The following is a 24,736-nucleotide window of genomic DNA, read 5'->3' as shown; positions in this document are numbered from 1 at the left end:
CGAATTACACCCATACCCATGGCACTTGTTTTCATCCCTCTACAACTGGCACGATTATCTATCATGAACTTTTATAACCAAGGAGGCTGAAGAGGTGAGTACAGATGTCGGTCGTACACGTAGTAGCGTAACTTCGCCCCTGCATCCAGACGAGTCCGTACTGATTTCGACGAACGTCATACACCGACCGACAATGAGCACCCAACACCCACACACCGACGCACAGCCCGACCGACCAACCCAGACACCGGAGCCGATGGCAGTTGCGACGACGCAGCTGACGACCGAGCACGCCCCACGAACGTTCTCCTATCAGAACCGGGCCCAACTCGAGAACCTGATCGACGAGTTCAACGCCGCGTTCGCCAACGGCTCGAGCACGTAAGTTCGAAATTCGTTCTCTCGCACAATCCAAACCGTCTTTGGAGCGACTGCGTTAGACTCGAGTGGCCGATGACGATTCACTCGCTCCGAGCCGGACTCGGCATTCGGTTGTGACGAGCCCTATGAGTGCCGAGGCCATCGATTTACAGGTGCCATTCCTTGATCTACAATGAGAGGTCACAGAATCATTTCCCACACGAACATCTGGCAGTAACGGTTCAATGTAACATTCGATAGGAGTAATCAGCGTGATTTTTAGCGCCTCAGCTGAGACTCTAACCTGACCAAGTGTTTACAAGCCAGCTACTCGATGTTCAAGGGGATAGACGGCGTTCTCTGGTACTTGCTCGCGATTCTCGCCGTGGTCCCACTCGGCGTTGATCGTCTCATCGTCGACGGGAACTACCGTTTGTCTCCCTCCTTTTCGATTCCGGAGCCTGATGAACCCCTCTTCGAACATCAGATCCTCTTCTCGAATCGAGAGTCCCTCGAGAAGACGACAGCCAGTCTTTGCAAGAACGATCGCGACGGTCTTGTCGCGAGGATCCGGCATATATTGGATGATTTTGCAGGCACTCTCCCACGTCGCACAGTCGGGACGGTCGCGGTATGTTCGTGGAATCTCTTCCATGACCACCGCTGCGGGGTTACCAGTGATCCCCTCGAAGTGCGGTCGTTTCATCGCATAGCTGTAGAAGCTCGACAGGACCTCCAGATATTTCTTTACTGAGTTCTGGGTGAGGTCACGCTCATTGAGGGCCATGACGTAATCCTCAACATGAATAACTTCGACGTCCTGGGGCTCGAGGTCCGGAAATTGATCGTAGAAGAACTCACGGAGTACACGACTGTATGAGTTCAGCGTTTTCTCGCTTCGACCAGTGGCTCGTTTTCGTAGATCTTGGATTCGTTGGGTTCGGCTGGCATCTTATTCACCCTCCGCGAACCGCCAGCCATGTCCTCGTTGGAACTCGACTTTCTTATCCTCTGCGAGGGAATAGAGTCGTTCTTCGAGACATCGACGAAGATGATCAGATACATCCTCAGTTGCCTTGACGTCCTCTAGGAGTTCGTCGAGTGTTTGGTACTGGTCGGTTAGAACTTCCTCTGTGAGATCATCCACTGTGATCCGTGTTCTACCGGACTGTTCTTCTTGGGCTCGAGAGAGTTCGTCCTGTAACTCTTCGATGCGGGATTGTAGTTCTTCGACCCGCTCGTCTTTCGATGCGATCAGCGGGAGGCCACCTTCCCGGTAGGCTCGAGCCTCCTGAACGAGGTCGTAAAGGTATCGGCTGAGGCTTTGTCCCTCATGCTTAGCTTCTTTCTTCCATTCTGTCTTGTGATCTTCGTGGCAATAGACTTCCGCTCGCTCGGTGTCTTCGCCTAATCTCGCCCATTCTTGGCTAGCTTGTCGGCCCTCGTCATACTTGTCACTCATTGTGTAACTCCAATAGGATAGATGGTCGCCTTAATATTATAACTACTGGTAATTCGTTAGGGTCTGTGGCCACAGGGCGCGGTCTATGAAAGAGTATGTGCTAAGATGGGCTGCCATCCTCAGAGGAAAATCATAGAGACGACATCTGAGAAGACAGGATCAAATATGGGATACCTTTAACAATGATAACGAGGAGACTCTTTACTAACATGGGTTCTGAGTCGAGTCTTTCAACACTCCAGGCATTTTTGGACACGCTCGAGGAAGAGATGGAATGGGAATTTAACTTAGACAACTTCGATGACCGACTACGCCTCCAGAAATTTGTTTATCTCTCTTCCGATTTTGGGTTTGAACATCCGTATTCTTACGGAATGCATCTTCGAGGCCCATACTCTCCTCCCCTCGCGCAGGATTATTATTCAGATTTAGATTCTATTGCACCAGATGAAGACTCTATCAGTGAATTCGATTCTGAACATTTCGTTAAGTTTGTTGCTAATCGTGAAGTCCGTTGGTTGGAGGTTGCGGCGACATTGAGAGCGTATATTCGTACACTCCAGAACGGAGATTGTCAAAAAGATCTTCCAACGGAGGCCATTCAAATGACTATCGAAGAGAAGAACGAAAAGCAGGATTATGTTGAGAAGGTATTTGAAGAGATGAATCGGGTAAATACGCTCAATAACCAAGCGGAGGATTAGTCCAGAATAATCCAAAATGTTTTGCCGATTCTCAAGGACGATATTGCAATCCATATCCTTAAGAGATTCCAGATCATTTCTTCTAATATGGACGCTGATAAGGCATACCGACGGGTTCGTGAACGGGCAGAAATGCGCCCAGAGGTAAGTGAGCGTATTCAGAGGAAGGCTCGAGCCTTGTCTGATCTTCCGGATTACTGAGTTCCCGATATTCTATCGAGAAACACCTGTTTTCCAGGATCCTCCGCACCAATGAGCGAGTCGTATTCCGTCCGCTCGAGAACTTGGTAGACAAATTCAGTACTCAACTCCTTGTGTTGTTGTCGGAAACGAGATCGGGGATCTTCTACCGAAATATCATACTCCTTAAAGCTAACGACGATATCGTTTTTCCGAATAACTGACTCACATCCCCAGTCTTCGAGGTATTGAAACATCGGGGCTTTCCGTGATAGCATGAGAAGCCGCTTAGATTCGTGTACATACTGTTCAGACCAATCAAACCATTCACCTCGGACGCCTGTATCCGGAATTTCAAATTCGGGTTCGAAGGTGCTTAGGTACGTTTCCACGAAGCTAAGCGAACTCCGATGGTTAGCATTCGGCAGTCCGTGGCCAAAGATAAGATTTGATAAGAGACGCCCAGCGACATCGGGAACAGGTTGTCTCCATTGTGTTTCAGATACTTCTTCAATAATTCGAGAGAGGTCTGGTCGCTTGTACCACTTTAACGGGTCTCCTTGTGTTTCCCACCGGTCTTCAATAGTCCTGAACGCTTTCAAGAGGGAATCTATGATGAGTGATTCTCTATGAGATAAGCTATCTATATCTTCGTCTGGAAATTCGCGAGGGTATATTTCTGCAGTATAGAGAGCATGGATCTGCTGATCATAAGTCTGGGACTGGATTTCTGATTCGAAGCGCTGGACATCATTTGTATTGGCATCCTGACGTAGCCCTTCTTCCTGTCTCTCAACCCGCTCCTGATCGGGATGAACAAATTGCAGGGAAAGCACTGTCCCATCATCCAAACGGCGGTGGTACGTCAGATGCTCCGGCACGAAATAAAATCAGAACACTCACCACGAAATAGCTTTCTCTCATGGTATCGCTTTTATCGAAGCGATCCGTCAAACTATTTTGACTGCTAAAATTGGCCTCTGTTTACGTAATCCTTGAAAGGACCAGAGCTGATTTTGATCCTATGTTTTAGATCGAATCGGTCTCTTCGATTTTCCGTTCTAATTGATCGAGGAAATTCGGATCATAGTTCTCCTCCACATGGTTCACGTTCCAGAGTCCTGATTGACAGATTTTCTCACTTCGACTGTGTTTTCCGAGCCAACCATCAGAACGGGCATCAATCGCTGTCTTCTGGTAGTTACTGAGCAGTGCAATCGCGTTTCGTTCGATATAGGACCGTTGGCTCTTGGCACTGGGTTCATCGTCTACGTTTAACCAGAGGAACGGAAGATCACGGTTATACTCACTCACTTTCCGTTCCATCTCGAGTTCCTCGAGACGAAGTTCTCGGCCGGCGCTCGAGCCATCTCCCCACTCGGGATATTCCTCCTGATATTCGTCGCGGTCGATTATTGCTTCACCGACCCGTTTTCGAAATACAGAGCCTCGATGATTTCCACCTCCTTCGTATGTCCCACTCATTGCACCCCGATGGGTTCGAAGGCGATTCCACAGTGATGTGCTGCTTCCTTCAGAAACAGCATGAGTCCCGACACGGGTAACTCGAAGCTGATCACTCGAGGCTCGAGTTTCGTCTGGGGCAAAAAAGAAATAGACACCTCGATCGGGCCAATCCATGTACCCAGTGCAGTCTTTAAGTTTTTGTGTTCCTCCAACTTGTTCCTCGAGGTTACCCATTAGCTGGTAGAATCGATCGAGGTCATCTCTTCGTCCCATACGTATGGTGTTGATAGGTAATCACACAAAGAGTTTCATGCTATAGTTCCCTTGCTAGCAATAAGAAAAGACGATGGTGATGGACGTCCTCGTTGTGTCTCCTTGTTCTGGAAGCAAGCGACACGATGCGATAGCTGACTGCAGACTGGTCGACGAAGAAAATCGGGAAATCTTAATTGAAGAGTTCCCTAGTTCTGTCGCGTCGGCTGCCGAGTTGTATACGGGGCGCGAACATGGGCATATTCAATCTGCCGTAAAACAGCTTTCAAAGATCGCTACCGTCGATTGGTGTATCATCTCGGCTGGGTTTGGTGTGCTCGACTCTGAGGCCGAAATTCCCTCCTACGAGTGTACATTCAGCGAGATTGAGCAAGTTCGAGAACGAGCAGAGAGGATGGGGTTAGACATAGAAGAGATGACTAACAGCGAGCTGGTAGCCGCCGTCAGTTGGGAGAAGAATATTCCTCAAGACCTCGAGAAAATCCTTGCCGAAGGCTATGACTTAGTCTTCGTCGCATTGGGGACCAAGTATTTGATTGCTGCTCAGGAGGCGTTGACCTCAATGTCGGAAGAGACGGCTGCGTTTGCGTTCGCCTCTAAAGGGAGCAAGGAGTTCATCGGAGACTGCTATTGGATTCCCGCAACCGAGTCTGAACGGAGCCATCTTGGGACGACATGGCTTGAACTACGCGGGAGAGAACTACTTACCTTAGCGGAGAATATCAGAGACTGCCGACACCTCAAACACCTCCAAGTAAGTCCCAAAGAAGTACGTGGACTAAGTGTATGGGACATGTCATAGCCGCAATATAATAACACAGGACAATGAAAAGAGATTAGATAATAGTAGATACAGTTAAGTGAAATGCCGCATACTGCACGTAGATTTGTAGAGCAGGCTATACCAGTGGGTCAGTTTTTCAAGACTATTTCAAAAGGATATTATTGGGCCTATGAATATAACCGAGGTCAAAACATGGGTATAGGGAATTCCGTTGCACCTAATACAGAGATTGATACAGATGAACTGAAAATTTGGGATTTGAACTTAGCTGAAGCAAGCAGTGATCGCGATGTCGAACGGTTAAAAGACCATATTATCTATGCAACTCTCGAACAAGCAGTAGACAATAAAGGTCAGCTTTTAGGTTTCTTCCGAAATCGCTCGGGCTCTGACAGAATCTATGAAGAGAAGGCCTTTCGTAATTTGACCAATGCTTGGCGAGATGAATATTGTTTAAGCGCCCCTGTTGATGCCGGAGCGGAAGAAAGGATGAAAACAGCCGAATGGCGGATTACGATGTGCTATTACGCACTTTACAAATCTGCTTCAGCGATAATCCGCACAAAGGATAATTCAGACCTATCTATATCGCATCAGAAAACTTTAGACGTGCACTCTAACCAATTTATGGCCTCACGTGCTCGCTGTCTCTATGGTTATCCGTTCAATTTTGACCCAGCCTCGAGCCAATTCTTTGATTTCAGGAAACCATTTCCGTATTTCTTAGGTGTTGAAGATGAAGAGTTGAAAGACCGTCTTCGTAGTCAGCACGAAGATACGTATGCAGACTACTATAAACGCCAAATGGAAGCGGTATACAGTAAAGCAGAAAATGTCAGTAGTTGGGACAGCGGTCGAAATACCTCCACATTCTACCACGTTTTCAAGTTACTCAGAGAATGGGCAAACTATGAGCATGGTGGGATATTCAGCAGGCTGTATGGTCCAGGATATGTCAAGTTTCTTGATAGGGGAATGCGACTTTTAGCATACTCTGCAATCACTACTGCAGAGGTCGCGCTAATTTGCGCATTTGGAATTGATAGGTTTGAACGAGAACTAAGATACTATGGAGAATCCTGTGAAGAAGGCGTCTCAGAAGGAGCAGCTCACGCAGTTGACCGATATGAAGTCTACCAGCGAACATTGAGTAACTTTTAGTGCGAGAACGTTCTGACGACATTGTTTGAGAGTAGATCGTTGGCCTATGTCCGCGTAAGCGGGGTAATTGATTCGTGTAGTTGATAGCCTGTTTAATCGATTTCCGACGGTTTGATCGAAGCATATTTTTCCCGCACGTCTGCATCGAGATTCCATCGCTTCTCAGCGTATTCAATTATGTCATCCAAGTGGTCGTTGATTTGGTCTTCGCCCCAGGTTTCGTACTTTCGTGCTAACTCACGTGTCATCAGGAAATCAGAGTTCTTATAGTCAGGTTTGTCCTCCTGGACTCGTTCTTGCTTCACGGTGTATGGTTGGTTTTTCCATGCAGCGTTTCTGGGGCCGGTGGTTAGCGTTAGATTTCCAAGACTGTGCTTGATTTCCCCATGTTGCTGCTCCTCTATTTCGTTCAGATCCAATTTAGATGTATCATTGGGCCGAATATGGTCAATGCTATAATCGTTTCCAGCGTTTCCGACGGCTTGCTCTATGGTTGGCGCTGCACCGCCTTTTTGTTCCTTTCTCAGATGCAAATCATACGAGTAGAACAAGTAACGGATGTCTTTACGCCGGAATCTCTTATAGGCGTTAGAGTCACGGAGTGATTCAGTGAATTCGTATTCCAGCGATGAAATATTATTTTTGAGCTTTGAGATGATCCAGTCTGCGTCCTTATCATCGGTTGCGATTTTGTTGGCTAAACGGTAGAATCTTGATTCTCCAGTATCTGACCGCCTTCCTGCTATCGAGTAGATTCTGAAAGAAGCCACCTCAATAAGCTGTAGAATTTCATAGAGTTCGTCATATGTAAGCTGATTAGAGTTGTATTCGTCCCAAAGTGCAAGCAACAGCGGGTAAAAGTTCCCAAGACGACCGAGTGAAAATAGCTTGGTTAATTCCCAGGCAAGGTCGGAATCGTGGTCTTCATCATCTCCGTAAGTCGCAATCGTTTCCATGTGGGAGTAATATCGTTTGAGGCCATCTGTGTACCAGTCAATTTCATCGATACAGTTCCGAGGATACAATTCGTAGGGTCCGAAGTCTGCGTCATTATGTAGCTGGCTAAAGTGCCATTTGAGAGCCTCCAGGTAGACCGTTGCTCCCGATGGCAGAGTATAGTTGCGCCGTCCAGTCTCACTCTTGATGTATTTACTATTCACAGACCTATCGATGGTTGCGATGTAATGATACCTCTGAATCCGGTCTTCGCTGATTCCAGAGGTCCGATCTTTGGTATCTATCGTTTGGAGAGAACGGTACACTTCACCGAACCGCATCTGTACCTCATTGATCGTAACCTCTGAAGGATCATTGGAACGAGTGAGATACACCTTGTGCATGAGGAAACTCTTTGTCTTATCGAGGTTGCTCAGCCCCTTTCCTCGGTCGTTGATTGACTCGAAAATGAGTGTCGCCTGTGCCTGGTTATCAATCGTATAGAGCATGAATTGGAGAGATTGAATACCAGATAGAAGTCGCCCAATCTGATGCAGATATTCGATAGAAGACTGTTCTTCTCGAAGTTGTTCAAGGCGATCTTTGTAGAACTGATACGCATCAACAAGCCGTTGCTGCGAGGGTGTAGATATGGTGGCCGTGTCGGTCCCATCACGGAGGACTTCTTTGAATATCCGATTATCCTCTTGCTGGAGTTTGAGTCTATTTCTGACCTCGTAGCCCTCATTGGTAGGTCCCATGGTTGAATCTTGGACAAACAACTTCTTGCTGTCCTCTATGGGGAGTTTCTCGTACCGTTTTCGGGCGTCTGCAGACAGTTCCTCAGGATTGATCGACTCGTAGTCAGAGACAATTGCCTTCACCAGAAGAACAAGGGTTGTGAATCGCTGTTGCCCGTCCACGATACCGTATTCTCGATAGTTAGCGGTATACTCCTCTGTTTCAATGGCCTTCTGTTCATCCTTACAGATGATGGTTCCCATGTAGTGATCCCGGTCTTCGCCAATGATGTTGAGGAGGTCGCTCCACAGATCGTCCCAATGTGGCTTACTCCATGAATAGAAACGCTGGTACTCGGGAATATGGAAGACATAGCCATCCAAGAGTCGATAGAGGCGATAGTCGTTATTTTCGAGCGGTTCCGACATATTCTGGTCCGGCCCCAGTGAGGACATGAGAAACAGTTTCAAACGGATTGGATGTAAGCGTTGTCCAGTTTGATCGTGTTGGTACTGGTAAACCGTCTGAGTTCGTTCGCGTATACAGCTGGCCAGATGTGCAACCTGTTCAATGGTTGTTTTCTCTCACCTGCTGCTCTTTGTCTAGCCCAAATACTCGATGGTAATCCTCGATAGTACCTGATAATTCTTCTATCTCCTCGAGAATTTCATCTTTGTCCATCTCTTCTAAATTATTTACGTCACACATATTTACATCAGAGTTAAACCGGTTAACGGTTTGTTCAATATATCTCAACTTAGACCTCACATTTCTAAGGGTATTAATCACTTCTTCTCGTGATTGATCATTTACAGTCAACCCATGTAGTCGGGATTTAGCTTCTGTGAATTCACGTGAGACTGGGACCATATTAAGGATAGACTCGTCACGAATACTCATATGATATCGATCCTCTCCTTCGACAATAATTCCGTATCGAATCGGTACTGTGGGGGTTGCATAGAACTCTTCTCCTAGGTGGTACGACAATTTCACGCTCCAGCGAGTACCTACTTCTGGAACTGGTGATATCTGCTCAGTATCGACAATCGTTCCATCCATCAGTAAAAGTGCAGTAGCCTGTTTTGGTGGTTTCTCTGTCCTCTTCCCATTATATGCATAGTAATTTAGCAACTCAAAATGGAATGAGAGCTCGAAATTATGGTCCCAGCCAATTAGCTCCTGATAATCAGTAAGCGTGATATCAATATAGGTGTCATCTATAGAATATTCAGTTGATTTTAGTTCTAAAGGTCGGCGAGCAGGGGGAACAACCTCTGAGATCGTGGTTGGATCATAACCCCTCCGCTCAAGCTCTTCTTCAATATTGATAGGAAGAGGTACCATTATTTCTTCAAAGTCTTCTCTGACTTCCTCTTGAAACCCCGATGGAAACGCAGCCATCTCTGGTTCCAGATCTCTATAAATTTTTAGGAGCTGAGCAGTTGCATAGTCTTGAAGCCTATCATGACGTTTGATCGGGACTTCGTAACACTTTGAAACATAATTTGCAATATCTGGAAGTGAATTATCGTAGACTCTTTCGATAAAATCAGAGATCACGTTATAACGTCGATCAATAGCAGATAAGAGATCTATATCACCAAAATAATTTTCCTGAGGATCATGTCCATGTGCGAATGTATTCCGACGTTTCCGAATTTTCCCCAACTCATGTTTTGTTTTCCCATCAATAATACCAAAATGATACAATAGCTCCTCGAGTTGTGCTTTACTTATCCCGGATAGATAATTCTCTGCTTTCTTCGGCTTCTCACCTAATTCCTGAGCTAAGAGTTTCGGATAAATATCTTCAAGGATTGAGAAGGAATATACAAAGAAGCGCCCACACTCAATCCTTGTCCACCTATATTCCGTGCTAAGCAATTCGCTAGGCAAATATTGGCCATATGAGGTCCAAGTCTTTGCTGTACGTCTTGCTACCGTATAGGTTTCTTCGAACTCCTGAAGGTGAGTTAGATCTTTTAGCGACTGGCAATACTGCTCAAGCGAATCCGCCTCGTCCTTGAGAATGATATCTGAATCCACTGTTATATGTCGCAATATAATGTCGATTTCTTCCCAATAGAGCCACTCTCGAGATGGGCAGACCGTAGTTTACAGACCAGGGGATCAGCATCACGTGATTGCGGAGTGTCCATGTAGTTGACTTTTAGCCTACTATCATAATTCTAGTGTTACCCGATATTGTGGGGTTGATTTCGCCAGTGGGATCCAAGTCTATTCAGATTTATCGATGACCAGAAGTTTAATTTCTATTGAATATGAGTATCAGTCATGGGAATATTCGATGATAATTTTGGCAATAATGAACCACATGAAGGACCGAATGTACCTCAGCATGAACACTTCCCCTCAGATACCTATGGGCCCGCATATGCCGTTTCGATCTACCAAGAAGATCTGAGGGCGCTAAAGGAGCTTGTAGAAGCCGAGTCCTCATCATCGACATCAATCGAACAAACTGCTTTCCTCAAAGATGCGATTGATGACGAACTCCGCCTCAGAAAATCAGGGGATGAACTTTCGCCTTTTGTTCGTGATCTTATCGAAACTTGGGAGAGCCAGATGGATGCAGAGCCATCGGCGGTTTGGTGGCCAGTCGCTAGTGACTGGCGATTAAAATCGTATCTACATTACTGTGAACTCCGTGATGAGCAAGATGAGGACGGGTTTGAATTCACTGAGGGTATTGGCCGAGTTCACGCGCTCTTTAGTCGATGTAAAGCTGCTCAGGAGAATGATTCAAAGCTAGCAATAGTTCCTAAAGAGGAAATCCCGGGAGAAGAACCAGCAGTCACAGACTCGAGCACATAGAGATCAGTATTCAGTACTCTACATTCACCGGGACGTCGCCGTCTTGGCGATGCCAGCGAGCTTCTTGCACTAGGTCATAGACGTACTGACTAAGACTGCATCCCTGTTCTTCAGCTTCTTTCATCCATTCGCCCTTGTGCTGGCGATGGCAATACACCTCGAGACTCGTCGTATCTTCGGGTAGATTTCTGGCTTCATCACTCGCTCGCCGTGGCGCTGGTGGGACTTCGGACATGCGAAAACACCATATAGATAGACACCATATCAGATAATAATGATACCGATAAGTGGCCTAATGGTATCGATTCTTCTTAGATAATATCGTGGTACTGGTAAGTCGTTCCTGTTCGAGTGCCGAGGCCATCGATTTACAGGTGCCACTCCTCGAGCAGTGACGGTTCTCAACACCAGTCTCGAGAATGCTTTCCGAAGCGTTTTCGCCTATTTCTGCGTCTCGGAGAGAAGCCGTGTCGATTCCGCATCTGGCTTGTACTCGCACTCGAGCACGCCGTCGTGTTCACACTGACTCGAGTCTCCCGCAAAAGCCTCATCGGGCCGGTTTCGAGGGTGCTTGGGTTGGCGGCAGAGTGAACGTAAAGGTCGTACCCGCGCCGGGTTCGGAATCGATCCAGATGGTACCGCCGTGGCGCTCGACGATCCGCTGGCACAACGCGAGTCCGATCCCCGTGCCGGCGTGTTCTTCGTGACTGTGGAGACGTTGAAACACCTCGAAGACGCGATCTTGTTGCTCGGGTGGAATGCCGATACCCTCGTCCCGGACGGACATCTGCCACCTCGAGTCCGTTGCTGTCGCTCCGACGTGAACGCGAGGGGGGTCGTCGCCGCTGTACTCGAGTGCGTTGCTGAGCAAGTTTTGAAACACCTGTCGGAGCTGGCGTGGGTCGCCCGTGACTCGAGGTAACGCGTCGCTGGTGATTTTTGCGTCGCTCTCGTCGATCTGTAATTCGAGGTTTTGCTGGACGTCTGTAAGGAGCGCGTCGAGGTCGACCGATTCGAAGGACTCGCCTCGCGTCTCGATACGAGAGTACTCGAGGAGGCCGTCGATCATCTCTTTCATTCGCTCTGCGCCGTCGACGGCGTAGTCGATGAATTCGTCGGCGTCGTCGTCCAGTTCGTCCGCGTAGCGACGTTCCAAAAGCGAGAGGTAACTCGTGATCATCCGCAGTGGCTCCTCGAGGTCGTGAGAGACCGCGTAAGCGAATTGCTCGAGGCGTTCGTTCGACGCCTCGAGTTGGGCTTGCAGGCGCTGTAACTCCTCGTTGCGCTGGGTGAGCTCGCGGGCGCTCGTCCTGGCACGGGCGTCGTACATCCCGACGCCCAGCCCCGCGACGCTACTGAGCGCAGTGAGGACGAGGATTTCGCGGTACGGATTGCGAAGACTGTCAGCGGGCTGAAAGTGGTAGAGACTCAAAAGAGCGAACATTACCCCGACGGCGCCGAGGGTCCAGCCGCCGATCAGCGGGTACAGGTCGGAATCGAGATCGGCGTGTACCAACTGGAACCCGCCGTAGAGGAGAACGAAGGCCGGGCCGCCGGTGAGTAAGATGATGACGGCGACGTTCGAGTACGGTTCGCCGCTGGACAACCGCAAACTCGCCCAGACGAGCGAAAGCGTTGCGTACGTAAGGCCGAGAAAGAGGATGACCCCTCTGCCACTGGTCGGGGAGACGTACCGAGTCACGAACGCCATCAGTACCAATCCGGACGCTGAAAAGGTAGGCGTTTTGTACGGATTCGATGAGTGTCATTCGAGCCTGAGAGGTCCGTCCGTCGGTAACGTCGTATTGACTGTACCGCGAGTGGATTGAATACGAACGCCTGTGAGCAGGCGGAGACGCAGAACCCGCTCTCGACGAGGACGGTTGCCAAGCCGAACAGCCGACGACTCACACCGTTGTCTCTCTGGACGACCGGAACCGATTCCCAGCTGTTCAGTACTAGTCGCTCCGGTAGACACCCACGCTGTGTGGTAGAGCCACCGAAACGGACTGTACGCGAGTCTCGCAATAACAGGTTAAGACCGCTGACGACGAACCTCTACTCGAGGGAGTATCATGACGACAGACGACCACCAAGCCACGATGGAGCGAACCGGCGAGGTCGAACACGGCCTCGACGCTGGCGACTTCCACGAATTCATCGAGTGGTTCGAGGCGAACCCGGACGACGGCATGCTCGAGTTCCGCGCCTCGGGCGACACCGAAGCGGTGGCGAACCGCACGACGGCGACGATCGGCGACTGGGCGCTCGGCGGTGACGAGATGGGTGACGAACGCGAACACGTCCTCGAGTTCGGTCTCCCACCGGAACTCGAGGAGGCAATGGGTTACCTCGAGCCGACGGACCGTTACGAGGCGATCGAAGGGGCGCTCGCGGGCCTCACCGCGTGCATCAACGGCACGATCGTCTGGAACGCGATCCGCGAAGGGATCGACGTCGAGAGCGTGACGACGACCGTTCGCGCGCCGGTCGATCTCAGCATGCTGTTCGGTATCCACGACACGGACCGGGCGGACGAGATGTACGGCGAACTCGAGATCGACGTCGACGTAACTGGCGACCTGACCCCCGAGGAGCAATCGGCCGTGCGCGACTACCCGAAGCGCTCGCCCGTCTACACGCTCGTGACGCTCGAGCAGCCCAACAGGCCTCGAGTGGAGTTCCAGACGGCAGCGTAAACGCGTGAACGCGCGGCAATCTTTTCGATCCTTACCGAACGTGTTCGCGGAGTGAGACACGTACTGCGCTCGAGCACTCCCCACTCAGTGACGGCCAGTTGCCGACTCACGTGACTCGAGCAGCCACTATTGCCTCGAGTAACAGCACAACTCGGACAAACTGGTGTCCCGTCGTTCGATGGACGAACGTGATGGGTTCACCGTTCGCTAGTGGTATATGTACCCATTCGTGTACTATTCCCAAACCTGAGATACTGCAGCGACAAGCCTTTTCTGGCAGTGTACGGAACGATTGAGTGACTACCGTCGAATCGTCGCTGATCAGTTTGATTGAAGACTATGTCGCTCGGAGGCATTGCACTGGCTACGGATTTCGCGTTGCTCATCGTTGCTGCGGCCGTCCTCAGCTACATCGCCAGGCTGACGAAACAGCCGACGATCGTCGCTTACGTGCTGACGGGGGTCGTCGTCGGCCCGATCGGCCTCGGCATCGTCGCCGAGGATCAACTGATCGAGATCATCGCGGAACTCGGACTTGGCTTCTTGTTGTTCGTTCTGGGGATCGAGATGCGCTTCGACGACATCAGGGAGATCATGCGCCCCGTCGGTGCGATTGCGCTCGGCCAGGCGGTTTTGCAGGCCATCGCGTCGACGGGTGTCGCTCTCCTCCTCGGCTTCACGCTCTTTCAGTCGCTGATGATCGCGCTCGCGACGACCTTCGGTGCGACGCCGATCATCGTCAAGGTGCTCGGAGACAAAGAAGACCTGAAAGAACTCTACGGCAAAGTCGACGTCGGCATTCTGATCTTCCAGGACATCTACCTCGTGTTGGCCCTCGCGATTCTCTCCGTCGGAGCCGTCGATGACCTCGGGGAGATCGCGTTCAGTATCGGGCGCGTGCTCGTGTTGATGGGACTCATCGGCGTCCTCGCCTACCTCGGGAGCAAGTACCTCCTGCCGACGCTGTTGCGCGCCAGCGCCGCGAACAAGAGTACGCTCTTCACCGTCGGCATCGGCTGGGCGTTTCTGTTCATCTTCGCCGCCGAATCGCTCGAACTCTCCGTCGAGGTCGGTGCCTTCCTCGCCGGCCTCGCACTCGCACAACTCCCCTACAGCACGGAGCTCAAGGAGCGAATGCGCCCGGCGACGAACTTCTTCATCGCGATTTTCTTCGCGAGCATCGCCCTCCAGATGGAAGTCGATCAACTGCTCGCTTACTGGCAGGAAGCGATTATCGCAGCGGTCGCACTCATCGTCATCAACTTCTTCATCGTCTTCGGGCTCTTCTACAGCCAACGCTTCGATATCGAGACCTCGTTCCTCGGGACGATTTCGATGCTTCAGGTCAGCGAGTTTTCGCTCGTCCTCGGCACGTTAGCCGTCAACGAAGGCTTCATCGAAGAAGGGATCCTCGGCTTCCTCAGCCTGATGGCACTGATCACGATGCCGGTTTCGACCTACTACGTGATCTATAACAGGCAGATATTCGCACTCGTCAGGCCGTACCTTGAACGACTCGAGCGCGAGGACACCATCGAGGCACAACCGGTCGAGTACGCTGACCACGCGGTGTGCGTCGGCTACAGCCGCCTCTCGGCCGAACTCGCCGAGGTGCTCGAGGACGACGTAGATGACGTCGTCTTCGTCGAGGACCGAGCCGAGTACGTCGAGGAACTCTCCGAACGCGAGCACGGCTTCATCTTCGGCAACGCTCGACACGGCGACATTCGTCAGGAAGCGAACGTCGGCGGCGCGACCGTCCTGATCAGCGTCGCCCAGCGAACGGACGTTAACCTGCGGCTCGTCGAGGACGCACCCGACGCGCTCTCCATCGTGACGGCGACGACCGACGCCGAAGCCGAACGCCTCCGCGAGGCCGGCGCGGACTACGTCGTGTTAGAACGCGAACTCGTCGGCGAGGAGTTCGAAACCGTCCTCGAGTTACTCGACGACCCCGAAGAATTCGAACGGCGACTCGAGGCGCTGAACGACCGTGTGAGCGAACACGAGCGACCGGTCGATACCGTCGCGACCGACGACGGCGGAGCGGATGCCGACCCGACCGACAGCGGTGGTGAGAACGATGTATGATATCCTCCTCGCGCTGACGCTGATATTCGTGCTCGCAGCCGCGTTGTTACTCGTCGCAGCCCAGAAAGAGCTCTCGGTGATCCCGTTTTACCTCCTCGCGGGCATCGTCGCTGGAGCGGCGATCGACGAAACGCAACTGCTCGACCTCGCGCAGTGGGGTATCGCCTTCCTCGTGTTCCTCTTCGGCGTCCACGTCGACCTCGAGGCATTTCGGTCGACCGGCCGGGTCAGCGTCACCGTCGGGGTAGTGCAGGCAACCGTCGTCGGGGCGCTGACGGTCGGCGTCGGGCTCGCGTTCGGCCTCGATCCCCTGAACGCCGGCTACCTAGGTATCGCTGCCGCGTTGAGTTCCTCGCTCGTGGCGACCAGCTACCTCGGCACCGAGCGTGACGTCCGTCCGACCTACCAGCAACTCGCGGAGTCGATCCACCTCACGGAGGACCTGCTCGGCGTGCTCGTCGTCCTCTCGTTGAGCGCGTTCGTCTACGCCGCGACGCCCGCCTGGGAACAGTTCGCCGTCGCTGGCGGCCTGATCGCGCTCGCAGTCGGCATTCGATACCTTCTCTTTCACCGGCTGACGGCACGACTTCGCGGCGATTCGGAAGTGATGATGCTGATCGGCATCTCGTTCGTCGTCGGCTTCATCGCGCTCGCCGAAGCCGCGGACCTCTCGATCGTCGTCGGCGCGTTCGCCGCCGGCATCGCCATCGCCGACGACTATCCACACTCCCTCGAGTTAGTCGACACCGTCGACGACCTCGAGGACTTCTTCTCGCCGATCTTCTTCATCACGCTCGGGGCGCTGGTGGCTCTCCCGTCGCTCGAGTCGCTCGGATATACGCTCGTGTTGGTGATCGCGGTCGTGATCGTCAACCCACTTCTCGTCACAGCCATCCTGCTCAGACGTGGTTTCGACGGACGGAGCGCGATTCTGACGGGACTAACCCTCGATCAGGTGAGTACGTTCAGCCTCTTCATCGCGATCGAAGCGTTCGCCGCGGACCAGATCGCTCGGGAGGTCTTCAACGCCATCGTCCTCGCTGCAGTCGTAACGATGCTCGTCGCGACGTACACTGGTCGTCACGCCGGCGAGATCAACCGCTGGCTTCGCGATCGAGGCGTCGTTCAGCGACTCGGCGAATCGGTCGGTAACCGAGCATCGGTCGCGGACGACCTCTCGGACCACGTCATCGTCGTCGACTTCGAACACGGCGGCCGACAGGTCCTCGAAGCCTGTTCGCGTCTCGACCGGCCGACGCTCGTGATCGAGGACGATCCACTCCTGCTCGAGGAGATTCGCGACTCGTGTGAGAACTACGTCTACGGCGACGTGGCGAACGACGACGTCTGGGAGTACGCGAATCTCGAGTCCGCCGCGCTCGTCGTCTCCCTGACGCCGGAACACGACCGCGCCGAGGCCGTCGTCGATCTCGAGACCGACGTCTCGCGCGTGGTCCGCGTCGACGAGACCGAGACGGCCGAGGCGTTCCTCGACCGCGGCGTGGACGCGGTGTTGAATCCGGATACGATCGCCGCAGACCGCATCGGAGACGACCTCGAGGCGCTCCTCTCGGAGGAACTCTCTCGCGAAGAGTTCGTCGAGCGCAGCCGTGACCAGGCAGGTGGTTCGAGAGAAGCGTGACCGATCCACAACGTTTCGGCGGGGAGCGAGACTACCAACGTCGATCGCACACGGGTACGACCACGACGATCTGGATAGTGCCCTCACGGTGGCGACGATAGCGAAAGCGAACGTGCCGACGAACGCTCACTCGAGAAATTCGTCGTTCGCCCCCTCGAGCGAGTCGGCGCGTTCCCAGTAGTCGTCGACGGTTTCTCGGGCCCACGATCGCACGACTTCGTCGTCAGTATCGATCGAGGCCCGCAAGACGCCGTGTTCGTCGCGAACGAGCAGGTAGACGACGTCGTCGAGGAGCATAACCGCGAGCGGGACGCCGTCCTCGCGGACGCGAACCGCTGCATCGTCTTCCTCGAGGAGGTCCTCGAGTCGAGTTTGTAACTCGTCGTCGGTGGCGAGTGCGTCGATCGCTCGCTGCGAGAAGACGCCTTTGAAGGCTTGCTCCCCTCTCGCCGTTCGCTCCTGTACGACCGTCAGCGTTTGTTCGTTGAACGCGTGCGAGACGGTCCACACCTCGTCGGCGTCCTCGAGCAACTCGAGCAGGCGTGACAACGGCGCGTTCGGGCGCATCTGCGTCGGCGTCGTGATGGTCGCGTCGGCCAATCGCCTGAGGTCGAACGTCAGCGCGTCAGTCGGGAGGTATTCGACGACGCCTCGAAGTCGCTGTTCGGTTTCGATGATCTCCCGGAGATCGGTGAATCCCGAACTGACGAGTCGTCCCGTCGCAGTCGCGACGTACGTACTCCCCTCGCGTTCGATCCACGCGCGGTCTCGAAAATCGTTCAGAATACGACCCAGCGTCGCCTGTGAGGCCCCCGTCTCCGCAGCGAGTTCGTTTCGCGTCCGCTCACCCGTCGCGAGCGAGTCGAGTACCGCCACGCGATTCGGTGACAGCGCGAGGAACTCGATCTCCTCGAGTGCCGATTCCATACGTCCATCTTCGGGTGCGTCGAGTTAGTGCTTTCGCACCGTGAAATCTTTTCACAGTGTGATACCACGGGACGTGCATGAGTTCGTTTCCCGGGACGCGCTCCTTTCTTGCCCCCTCCACGATTTCCTGCTATGAGGATTTTTCTGAATTAAACTATCCCCGCTGGGCCCGTCATACGAAACACGATGTTCCATCTCTCTCCACACCGACGATCCCGTGTTGGGGTCGTCACGGCTCTTCGGACGATCGGGGTGAACCCATGATCGATCGCCGAACGATCGTTCTCTTCGCCCTCTCGAGTGTCTTCTTCGGCGGCACGTTCGTCGCCGCGAAAGCGGGCCTCGAGTACTTCCCGCCGCTTCTGTTCGTCGCGCTGCGATTCGACCTCGCCGCGATCATCATGCTCGGCTACGTTGCGCTCACCGCATCGGTCGAGGACCTACGACCCAGAACGCGCGGCGACGTGGTCGGCATCCTCGCAACCGGTGGCCTCGTGATCGGCCTCGCGAACGCGCTCCTCTTCGTCGGTCAGCAGTACGCCACCAGTGCCGTCGGCGCGATCGTCTTCAGCCTGAATCCGATCCTGACGCCGGTGTTCGCCGCCGTCTTGCTCTCGAACGAGCGACTGTCCACCCGCGGCGCGTTCGGGATGGTCCTCGGACTCGTCGGCGTCGCGCTCGTGGTCAGTCCCGACCCCGCGATGCTGGTCGGCGGCGACGCTCTCGGTCGCGCCATCCTGTTCGCCGGCGCGGCGAGCGCCGCACTCGGAGCCGTGTTAATTCGCCGTGCTGGCGCAAATGCAACGCTCTCGAGTACGGCCCGAATCGCGTGGGGACTGCCACTCGCGGCGGCGCTCACGCACGGCTTCTCCTGGTCCGCCGGCGAGTCGTGGGCCGCGATCACCTGGTCGACGAACGCGCTCGTCGCCCTCGCGTACGTGAGCGTCTTCGCCGGCGTCCTCGCGTACATCGCGTACTTCGGTCTGCTCGAGTCGACAGGTGCGATTCAGGCGAACCTGGTCTTCTACGTCGTCCCGGTCGTCTCGACGCTCGGTGGCTGGGCGCTGCTCGGCGAAGCCATCGCGCCGCTGGCGGTCGTCGGCTTTCTGTTGATCTTCAGCGGATTCGCCGTCCTCGGAAGCGAATCGATCGACGTTCGCGCGACGCTTCCCGAGTGGGTGGTGTCGACGCCACCTCACGACGAGCCAACGGCTGCGACGGAAGAACCTCGCGGCTACCGCTCTGATTGAGCGGCGACGCCGGAAATCGAGGACGACGATACGCACTGTTTTGGCTGTCGAGACGAGTGAGTACGCATGTACATTCCACACCGAACGTGGCCCGAACTCGGCGAGTACGTCGGACGGGAGTCACTCGCCGTCGTGCCCGTTGGCTCGACAGAACAACACGGTCCACACCTGCCGGAGGGAACCGACGCCATGATCGCCGACGCCCTCGCTCGAGCAGCCAGCGAGCGGGCGGATATGCTCTGTACCCCGCCGATTCAGATCGGCGTCAGTCCCCACCACCGGCAGTTCCACGGGACGATGTGGGTCGACGCGCCCGTCTTTCGCGATTACGTCGAGAACCTCTCTCGCAACCTCACCTACCACGGCATCGACCGAATCGTCTACGTCAACGCCCACGGCGGCAACGTCGCCCACCTCCGCGAAGTGGGTCGACGACTCCACGAGGACGAAACCGCCTACGCCGTCGAGTGGATGTGGGACGAATCGATTCCCCAGCTAATTACGGAAGTCTTCGACACCCCCGGCCCTCACGGCGGCCCCAAGGAGACTGCCATGATCATGCACATCGCCGAGGAACTCGTCCGAACCGACCGCCTCGAGGACGCCCGCGACGGCGGTTCCGTCTTCGATTACGACGCCGAACGCGTCCACGGCGCGACCACCTTCTACGACTGCATCGAGAACAGCGAAAACGGCGTCTTCGGCGACCAAACCGACGCGACACCCGAAATCGGCGAGCAGCTCTTCGAAGCCGCGACGGACCAACTCGTGGCCCTCCTCGAGTGGCTCGACGACCAACCCATCGAGGACCTCATGCCGAAGTCCCACCTCGAGTCACGAGCAGGGAATCGACTCGAGGGTGACGCAGAGCGATAACCCGCCGTCCGAATGCGCACGGCGATTGTCGAAGGTTAGTGTGCCGGTTCGTGAGGTTCTTCTGAGCCGTCGTCTGAGTCCTCGCTTGATGCAACGGGTCCGAGCAGTGCGATCGCCTTTCGTTTCGCGACGTAGGCCACGCCGTTCGAGACGTGCAAGAGCACCAGCGCCGCGAGCGCGCCGACTGGGACGGCGACGAGCGCCTCGGGGAGCGTCTCGATCGTCCAGACGATCGGTTGGTCGTTGACGGTACCGAACTCGACCGCCGTGGGATAGCGAAGCGGGGTGAAGAGGAGCTCGATCGAACTGACGAGGAAGGCGACGAGCAGGAAGCCGACGAACCCGAACCAGAATTTGAGCGTCATGAATCCCAGATTTCGCCAGGTAGAGGGCGCATCGATCATGCCTTTGGTCGTCTCCCAGATCCCTCCCGATCGGGGTCGGTCGGACGGGGATCGGAGTTCGAGGGAGAGCAACGCGTTCGCGAGCCAGCGCTCGAAGCGGGCGAGGAGTCGCGTCCCGAAGACGGTCGCGAGCAAAATTCCGAACCCGACGACGAACACCGAGAGGACGAGCCCGAAAATGAATCCGAACCAGACGAACATCGCGTACATGAACCCCAACGGGAACGCCAAGAACAGGTAGACGACGTTCTTGTAGGTCTGAGCCTCGAGGACGATTCCGAAAACGGAACGCACGACGCTGTCGGAGGCGTTGATCGGGCCGGGAATGTTGCCCATACGAACAGGTTCGACGGCTGTCACAAAAGCGTTCTGCCACCAGTTGGCACCCTCCAGGCGGGGAAACCGAACTGATCAGGGCCGATTCCGTGCGAATAGAATCTCTGCTGCGTGTTGGTGGGGTTCACCACCCGACTCGTCGTCGAAGATCACGGATTCGACCTCGAGAACGTCCCACTCCTCGTAGTAGCCCGCCAATTCGCCGGGTTCGTAGAAGTACTCGTTATCCGTCCAATCCGGGGGCGTCGGTACGTCGGGGTGGTCGACGAACGCAAAGATCACGTGCAGGCCGCCGGGCTTCGTGTCGGCTTGAAAGCGCCGGAACTGTCGTTCGCGGTTCTCGGGACGGATGTACTGAACCGTCCCTGCGGAGTAGACCGCGTCGACCATCTCTGGAAGACGTGCGTCGTTCGCGTCGGCTTCGACGGTCTCGATGGTGACAGACCGACGCTCGGCGAGACGCTCCGCCTTCGCCAACCCGTTCGGTGAGACATCCATCGCGTACACGGTCCACCCGTTCTCGGCGAAAAACACCGCATCACGGCCTTCGCCGGCACCGATATCGATCACCGTCGGCGTCTCGCTTCCCCACTGCGTATCGCTCACCGCCGACTGCGTCTCCGCACCCGAAAACTCCTCGAGCGTTCGTCTGGCCAGTTCGTTCGGCTCGGTCCCCCAGTAGTACTCGTTCCGGCCGTAGACGGCCTCTCGATCGGCGTCGTTCATTGTGCAGCGAACATCGCTCGCGTACTTATGCGGTCCGATATGTGGACTGAACACGATCGCATCGTCGTCAGAACACGTGGCTCGAGTCGTCGGCGAGAACGTCCACTCCACGACTCGAAGACAAGATGACCTCGAGTCGACGGACAACCGAGTAAATCGACAGAACGCGTCAATATCGGGGACAGAGCCAAAGTTATATATTCGATCGACCACTCGTCCCAGCAAACCGGTGCACGACGTGCTCTCGACTATCACTCGCTCTGACCGACTGTTGCTCGCCGTCTCGTTCATCTGCCTTGCCGCCGCCGGAACCACAGGGAGCGTCGTCGAGACGGTGACGCCGACGCTCGCGGCGACCGCCGTCGCCATCGCCGGCGTCTACGGCGTCGCGAGTTACGCGACTCGAGTCTCCCGGCGAACGCTCGCGACGCTCGCGCTCGGGTTCTGGGTCGCGTTCCTCTCGCTCACCAGTTTTCACCTCGTCGGTCTCGAGACTGTCGGCCTGGCCGTTCCCGGCAATGTCGCGGTGTACGTCTACTCGTTGGACGCGCTGACCTGGGGAACGTTGCTCACCGCCTGTGCGGCGACGGCCTTTCTCGGCTTCCGCGAGTACGGCGCGACGACCAGTGCCGACGCGCCTGAGGAGAAGGTTCTCGAGAGCGAATCCTACGACACGCGGTAACTGACGGCGATTCCTTCTCCCAGCGGCAGCAAAATCGTCTCGAAGTCCGGATCGTCAGTGATCTTCTCGAGGTAGTCGGCGACACCGCGAGTTTCTGGATTCGCGTCGAGCGCGTCGGTCGATCCACCGTCGGAATCGACGAGTGCGCGCAGATCGTCGAAGTCGACGGGTGACGCCGTGATCGCGTTGTCCGCGACGACGACACCGCCGACTGGCACTTTCGGACGAACCGCGTCGAGCGCCTCGACGTAGCGTTCTTTCTGGTGGTCGATCAGGACGACGTCGAAGGGGCCGTCGTACGCTTCGATCGTCTCCTGTGCGTCGCCCAGTTCGAATCGGGCGAGGTCGGCGTATCCGCCGCGCTCGAGGTACTCGCGGGCGCGCTCGAGGACGTCCGAATCGACATCGGTCAGGACGAGTTCGCCGTCTGCAGGCAGCGCCCCGGCCATCCAATACGCCGAGTAGCCGTAGCCCGAACCGAACTCGAAGATCCGTTTGGCGTCGCTCGTCCGGGCGAGGAATCTGAGGACGCCGCCGACGGCAGGTCCGACGTGGGGAAACCCCTCGCGTTCGGCGTAGGCGTCCATCTCGCGAAGCGTCTCGTCGGGATCCGGCCCGATCGTGCGGACGAAACGTTCGATGTCATCTGCGAGTACGTCGACCATACGGTCCGCTACGGCCCCAACGACATCAAAGCCAGTGGCCTTTTCACGAAACGCGCCCCATTCAGCGCCAGTGAGCCTCCTCGCAACGGCACTCGCGGGCGTCGTCTTCGGCCTCGCGCTCGCCGCCCCGCCGGGCCCCATGAACGCCATCATCGCCGAAGAGAGCGTCGTCCGCGGCTGGGCGGCCGGCTTCCGGGCCGGGTTAGGTGCGATGACGGCGGACATCGTCTTTTTCGTCCTCACGCTGGCCGGCGTCGCGACCCTCCTCGAGCAGTCCTCCGCGGTCCAGCCGGCCCTCTACCTCGTCGGCGGCGTGCTCATGTGTTACTTCGCGCTGGGTGCCCTCGAGGAAGCCAGAAACACCGCGACGTTCACCGCGGCGGACGGTTCCCCCGGCGCCTCGAACGGGTTCCAGAAGACGTTCGCGCTCTCGCTGACGAACCCCTACCAACTCGGCTTCTGGCTCACCGTCGGCGTCGGGTTACTCCAGCCCGGAACGCTCGACGTCCTCGCGCACGTCCCCGGAGTCGGGGAGTCGCTCGAGGGTACGATGGTCGTCCAAACCGGCTCTCCGACGCTGCTCTCCGGGTTCTTCGCGGGCGTCGCGATCTGGATCGTCACCTACCCCGCCGGATTGGTCGCGATCGGTCGGCGCGTCGACGCCCTCGCGCCCGCGGTCGCTGCGGCGAGCGCCGCCGTGCTCGCCGGCTTCGGCGCGCTCTTTCTCGGCGTCGGCATGTTGCAACTCGTCTAAGGTATCAGCTCACGGCGGGTGGGAGCCGAAAAAACGCGAACCGCGTTCGTCTGTCGGCGCTACTCGCCAATGCCAGCGATCTCGTCCTCGAGCCACTCGCTGAACCACTTGACGCGTTTGAGTCGTCGGTGGGCGATTCCCTCCGCGGTGTCACTCCGGACGCGCGAAGCGGCGTCGTAGCCGCGCTCGAGGACGCGATCGACCATTTCGTCGGCGTCCATGTGCGTCCGCGCCTCGTAGCCCATGCGTAAGAGCATGAGCGCGGTGCCGTTGGCGCCGACTTTGTCGAGCAAGTCGGCCTCGACGAGACACTGCGTCTCGCGGTCGAGGTCGGTCAACTCACCCTGGTAGGAGTGGTATTCGATCGAGCGACACACCTGATCGACGAACGAGTCGGGGTAGCTCCCACGCGACTCGAGGTACTCTCGAGCGACGCGTGCGCCGGCTTCCGCGTGGAGTTCCTGGTCGGCCTCGAGTTTGGCGACGTCGTGAAAGAGGGCGGCGACGCGCGTGACGTCGACGTCCGCGCCCTCCTCGTAGGCGATCTCTTCGGCGAGATCGACGACGTTGAGGATGTGATTGTGACGGTACTCCGCGGAGTGCCACGGGTACCACCGCATCCGGCCGCCTTCGTCTTCTTTCTCGACGCTGGCCGAGAGGTACTCGAAGACGAACCCTTTCATCTCCTCGAACTCGGCGTCGGTCACTTTGGTTTCTTTTATCTCGACGCCCACGAGAGATCCCTCCGCAGTAAACGAACGATAGTCATTACCAGACT

Annotated in this window: 23 protein-coding genes and 1 pseudogene; 12 read left to right on the top strand and 12 right to left on the bottom strand. The window is 55.4% G+C overall.

Annotated features, from left to right (window positions below):
* The first annotated feature begins 193 nt into the window (after positions 1 to 193).
* Entirely contained in the window at positions 194 to 385 is a 192-nt protein-coding gene (locus BB347_RS01490; RefSeq protein WP_076579087.1) for a hypothetical protein, read from the top strand.
* Positions 386 to 757: 372 nt separating this feature from the next.
* Here the strand turns inward: BB347_RS01490 and BB347_RS19910 are convergent.
* Both BB347_RS19910 and BB347_RS01480 read right to left on the bottom strand, forming a co-directional pair.
* A pseudogene (locus tag BB347_RS19910) lies at positions 758 to 1,279 on the bottom strand (tyrosine-type recombinase/integrase); the annotation flags it as partial.
* A 33-nt stretch (positions 1,280 to 1,312) separates the two neighbouring features.
* Entirely contained in the window at positions 1,313 to 1,822 is a 510-nt protein-coding gene (locus tag BB347_RS01480) for a hypothetical protein (RefSeq protein ID WP_076579089.1), read from the bottom strand.
* 209 nt (positions 1,823 to 2,031) lie between these two features.
* On the opposite strand from BB347_RS01480, the gene BB347_RS01475 reads away from it, so the two are divergent.
* Positions 2,032 to 2,526 (top strand): hypothetical protein, encoded by a 495-nt coding sequence (locus BB347_RS01475; protein WP_076579091.1) that lies wholly within the window; start codon positions 2,032 to 2,034, stop codon positions 2,524 to 2,526.
* Between the two features lie 194 nt (positions 2,527 to 2,720).
* On the opposite strand, the gene BB347_RS18890 is transcribed toward BB347_RS01475, so the two are convergent.
* Complete coding sequence (locus BB347_RS18890) at positions 2,721 to 3,587, bottom strand: hypothetical protein (protein ID WP_139326961.1); 867 nt, start codon at positions 3,585 to 3,587, stop codon at positions 2,721 to 2,723.
* A 148-nt stretch (positions 3,588 to 3,735) separates the two neighbouring features.
* Entirely contained in the window at positions 3,736 to 4,446 is a 711-nt protein-coding gene (locus tag BB347_RS19905) for a hypothetical protein (RefSeq protein ID WP_076579097.1), read from the bottom strand.
* A 79-nt stretch (positions 4,447 to 4,525) separates the two neighbouring features.
* On the opposite strand from BB347_RS19905, the gene BB347_RS01455 reads away from it, so the two are divergent.
* A complete protein-coding gene (locus BB347_RS01455) occupies positions 4,526 to 5,248 on the top strand; it encodes a hypothetical protein (RefSeq protein ID WP_076579099.1) in 723 nt (240 codons plus the stop codon).
* Between the two features lie 63 nt (positions 5,249 to 5,311).
* Entirely contained in the window at positions 5,312 to 6,391 is a 1,080-nt protein-coding gene (locus tag BB347_RS18885; RefSeq protein WP_139326962.1) for a hypothetical protein, read from the top strand.
* Positions 6,392 to 6,483: 92 nt separating this feature from the next.
* Here BB347_RS18885 and BB347_RS01450 read toward each other — a convergent pair whose 3' ends face one another.
* Both BB347_RS01450 and BB347_RS01445 read right to left on the bottom strand, forming a co-directional pair.
* Entirely contained in the window at positions 6,484 to 8,523 is a 2,040-nt protein-coding gene (locus tag BB347_RS01450; RefSeq protein WP_076579101.1) for a DUF262 domain-containing protein, read from the bottom strand.
* A 112-nt stretch (positions 8,524 to 8,635) separates the two neighbouring features.
* On the bottom strand, positions 8,636 to 10,117 hold the full coding sequence (locus BB347_RS01445) for a hypothetical protein (protein WP_076579103.1): 1,482 nt from the start codon (positions 10,115 to 10,117) through the stop codon (positions 8,636 to 8,638).
* A gap of 249 nt (positions 10,118 to 10,366) precedes the next feature.
* Between BB347_RS01445 and BB347_RS18880 the strand changes: the two genes are divergently transcribed.
* On the top strand, positions 10,367 to 10,906 hold the full coding sequence (locus tag BB347_RS18880) for a hypothetical protein (RefSeq protein WP_076579105.1): 540 nt from the start codon (positions 10,367 to 10,369) through the stop codon (positions 10,904 to 10,906).
* Positions 10,907 to 11,453: 547 nt separating this feature from the next.
* Here the strand turns inward: BB347_RS18880 and BB347_RS01435 are convergent.
* Positions 11,454 to 12,617: an ATP-binding protein gene (locus BB347_RS01435; RefSeq protein WP_076579107.1), complete on the bottom strand. Its 1,164-nt coding sequence runs from the start codon at positions 12,615 to 12,617 to the stop codon at positions 11,454 to 11,456.
* A gap of 364 nt (positions 12,618 to 12,981) precedes the next feature.
* Between BB347_RS01435 and BB347_RS01430 the strand changes: the two genes are divergently transcribed.
* The 3 genes from BB347_RS01430 (at position 12,982) to BB347_RS01420 (ending at position 17,338) form a co-directional block, all read left to right on the top strand.
* Complete coding sequence (locus BB347_RS01430) at positions 12,982 to 13,605, top strand: OsmC family protein (protein ID WP_076579110.1); 624 nt, start codon at positions 12,982 to 12,984, stop codon at positions 13,603 to 13,605.
* 339 nt (positions 13,606 to 13,944) lie between these two features.
* Entirely contained in the window at positions 13,945 to 15,696 is a 1,752-nt protein-coding gene (locus tag BB347_RS01425; protein ID WP_076579112.1) for a cation:proton antiporter, read from the top strand.
* Positions 15,689 to 17,338 carry a cation:proton antiporter domain-containing protein gene (locus tag BB347_RS01420; protein ID WP_076579115.1) on the top strand — a complete coding sequence of 550 codons (1,650 nt, stop codon included), beginning with the start codon at positions 15,689 to 15,691 and terminating at the stop codon, positions 17,336 to 17,338. Before BB347_RS01425 ends, BB347_RS01420 begins: the two co-directional genes overlap by 8 nt.
* A gap of 126 nt (positions 17,339 to 17,464) precedes the next feature.
* Here BB347_RS01420 and BB347_RS01415 read toward each other — a convergent pair whose 3' ends face one another.
* A complete protein-coding gene (locus tag BB347_RS01415; RefSeq protein WP_076579118.1) occupies positions 17,465 to 18,265 on the bottom strand; it encodes a helix-turn-helix transcriptional regulator in 801 nt (266 codons plus the stop codon).
* Positions 18,266 to 18,525: 260 nt separating this feature from the next.
* On the opposite strand from BB347_RS01415, the gene BB347_RS01410 reads away from it, so the two are divergent.
* Positions 18,526 to 19,515, top strand: coding sequence for a DMT family transporter (locus BB347_RS01410; protein ID WP_076579121.1), 990 nt, complete (start codon positions 18,526 to 18,528; stop codon positions 19,513 to 19,515).
* 66 nt (positions 19,516 to 19,581) lie between these two features.
* Positions 19,582 to 20,391: a creatininase family protein gene (locus BB347_RS01405; protein ID WP_076579124.1), complete on the top strand. Its 810-nt coding sequence runs from the start codon at positions 19,582 to 19,584 to the stop codon at positions 20,389 to 20,391.
* Between the two features lie 35 nt (positions 20,392 to 20,426).
* Here BB347_RS01405 and BB347_RS01400 read toward each other — a convergent pair whose 3' ends face one another.
* Positions 20,427 to 21,131, bottom strand: a complete 705-nt coding sequence (locus BB347_RS01400; RefSeq protein WP_076579127.1) for a sensor domain-containing protein — start codon at positions 21,129 to 21,131, stop codon at positions 20,427 to 20,429.
* Between the two features lie 75 nt (positions 21,132 to 21,206).
* Positions 21,207 to 21,857 (bottom strand): methyltransferase domain-containing protein, encoded by a 651-nt coding sequence (locus BB347_RS01395; protein ID WP_076580183.1) that lies wholly within the window; start codon positions 21,855 to 21,857, stop codon positions 21,207 to 21,209.
* 229 nt (positions 21,858 to 22,086) lie between these two features.
* Between BB347_RS01395 and BB347_RS01390 the strand changes: the two genes are divergently transcribed.
* Positions 22,087 to 22,539 carry a hypothetical protein gene (locus BB347_RS01390; protein WP_076579130.1) on the top strand — a complete coding sequence of 151 codons (453 nt, stop codon included), beginning with the start codon at positions 22,087 to 22,089 and terminating at the stop codon, positions 22,537 to 22,539.
* On the opposite strand, the gene BB347_RS01385 is transcribed toward BB347_RS01390, so the two are convergent.
* Positions 22,524 to 23,204, bottom strand: coding sequence for an O-methyltransferase (locus BB347_RS01385; protein ID WP_076579132.1), 681 nt, complete (start codon positions 23,202 to 23,204; stop codon positions 22,524 to 22,526). The genes BB347_RS01390 and BB347_RS01385 overlap by 16 nt on opposite strands.
* Positions 23,205 to 23,274: 70 nt before the next feature.
* On the opposite strand from BB347_RS01385, the gene BB347_RS01380 reads away from it, so the two are divergent.
* Positions 23,275 to 23,958, top strand: coding sequence for a LysE family translocator (locus BB347_RS01380; protein ID WP_076579135.1), 684 nt, complete (start codon positions 23,275 to 23,277; stop codon positions 23,956 to 23,958).
* A 59-nt stretch (positions 23,959 to 24,017) separates the two neighbouring features.
* On the opposite strand, the gene BB347_RS01375 is transcribed toward BB347_RS01380, so the two are convergent.
* Positions 24,018 to 24,692 (bottom strand): HD domain-containing protein, encoded by a 675-nt coding sequence (locus tag BB347_RS01375; protein ID WP_076579137.1) that lies wholly within the window; start codon positions 24,690 to 24,692, stop codon positions 24,018 to 24,020.
* Positions 24,693 to 24,736: the final 44 nt, after the last annotated feature.

It is taken from the genome of Natronorubrum daqingense, assembly GCF_001971705.1.
In the GTDB taxonomy this organism is placed as follows: domain Archaea; phylum Halobacteriota; class Halobacteria; order Halobacteriales; family Natrialbaceae; genus Natronorubrum; species Natronorubrum daqingense.
Note: the sequence above shows the minus strand (reverse complement) of the source record. Positions and strands in the feature narration are given on the sequence as shown.

Excerpts from the sequence above, each read along its gene's own strand:
- BB347_RS01420 (WP_076579115.1), top strand. The coding sequence starts at position 15,689 with ATGTATGATATCCTCCTCGCGCTGACGCTGATATTCGTGCTCGCAGCC.
- BB347_RS01395 (WP_076580183.1), bottom strand. The coding sequence starts at position 21,857 with ATGAACGACGCCGATCGAGAGGCCGTCTACGGCCGGAACGAGTACTAC.
- BB347_RS01400 (WP_076579127.1), bottom strand. The coding sequence starts at position 21,131 with ATGGGCAACATTCCCGGCCCGATCAACGCCTCCGACAGCGTCGTGCGT.
- BB347_RS01490 (WP_076579087.1), top strand. The coding sequence starts at position 194 with ATGAGCACCCAACACCCACACACCGACGCACAGCCCGACCGACCAACC.
- BB347_RS18885 (WP_139326962.1), top strand. The coding sequence starts at position 5,312 with ATGCCGCATACTGCACGTAGATTTGTAGAGCAGGCTATACCAGTGGGT.
- BB347_RS01450 (WP_076579101.1), bottom strand. The coding sequence starts at position 8,523 with ATGTCCTCACTGGGGCCGGACCAGAATATGTCGGAACCGCTCGAAAAT.
- BB347_RS19905 (WP_076579097.1), bottom strand. The coding sequence starts at position 4,446 with ATGGGACGAAGAGATGACCTCGATCGATTCTACCAGCTAATGGGTAAC.
- BB347_RS01430 (WP_076579110.1), top strand. The coding sequence starts at position 12,982 with ATGACGACAGACGACCACCAAGCCACGATGGAGCGAACCGGCGAGGTC.
- BB347_RS01385 (WP_076579132.1), bottom strand. The coding sequence starts at position 23,204 with ATGGTCGACGTACTCGCAGATGACATCGAACGTTTCGTCCGCACGATC.
- BB347_RS01415 (WP_076579118.1), bottom strand. The coding sequence starts at position 18,265 with ATGGAATCGGCACTCGAGGAGATCGAGTTCCTCGCGCTGTCACCGAAT.
- BB347_RS01405 (WP_076579124.1), top strand. The coding sequence starts at position 19,582 with ATGTACATTCCACACCGAACGTGGCCCGAACTCGGCGAGTACGTCGGA.
- BB347_RS01475 (WP_076579091.1), top strand. The coding sequence starts at position 2,032 with ATGGGTTCTGAGTCGAGTCTTTCAACACTCCAGGCATTTTTGGACACG.
- BB347_RS01435 (WP_076579107.1), bottom strand. The coding sequence starts at position 12,617 with ATGGCGTTCGTGACTCGGTACGTCTCCCCGACCAGTGGCAGAGGGGTC.
- BB347_RS01480 (WP_076579089.1), bottom strand. The coding sequence starts at position 1,822 with ATGAGTGACAAGTATGACGAGGGCCGACAAGCTAGCCAAGAATGGGCG.
- BB347_RS01410 (WP_076579121.1), top strand. The coding sequence starts at position 18,526 with ATGATCGATCGCCGAACGATCGTTCTCTTCGCCCTCTCGAGTGTCTTC.
- BB347_RS01455 (WP_076579099.1), top strand. The coding sequence starts at position 4,526 with ATGGACGTCCTCGTTGTGTCTCCTTGTTCTGGAAGCAAGCGACACGAT.
- BB347_RS01425 (WP_076579112.1), top strand. The coding sequence starts at position 13,945 with ATGTCGCTCGGAGGCATTGCACTGGCTACGGATTTCGCGTTGCTCATC.
- BB347_RS18880 (WP_076579105.1), top strand. The coding sequence starts at position 10,367 with ATGGGAATATTCGATGATAATTTTGGCAATAATGAACCACATGAAGGA.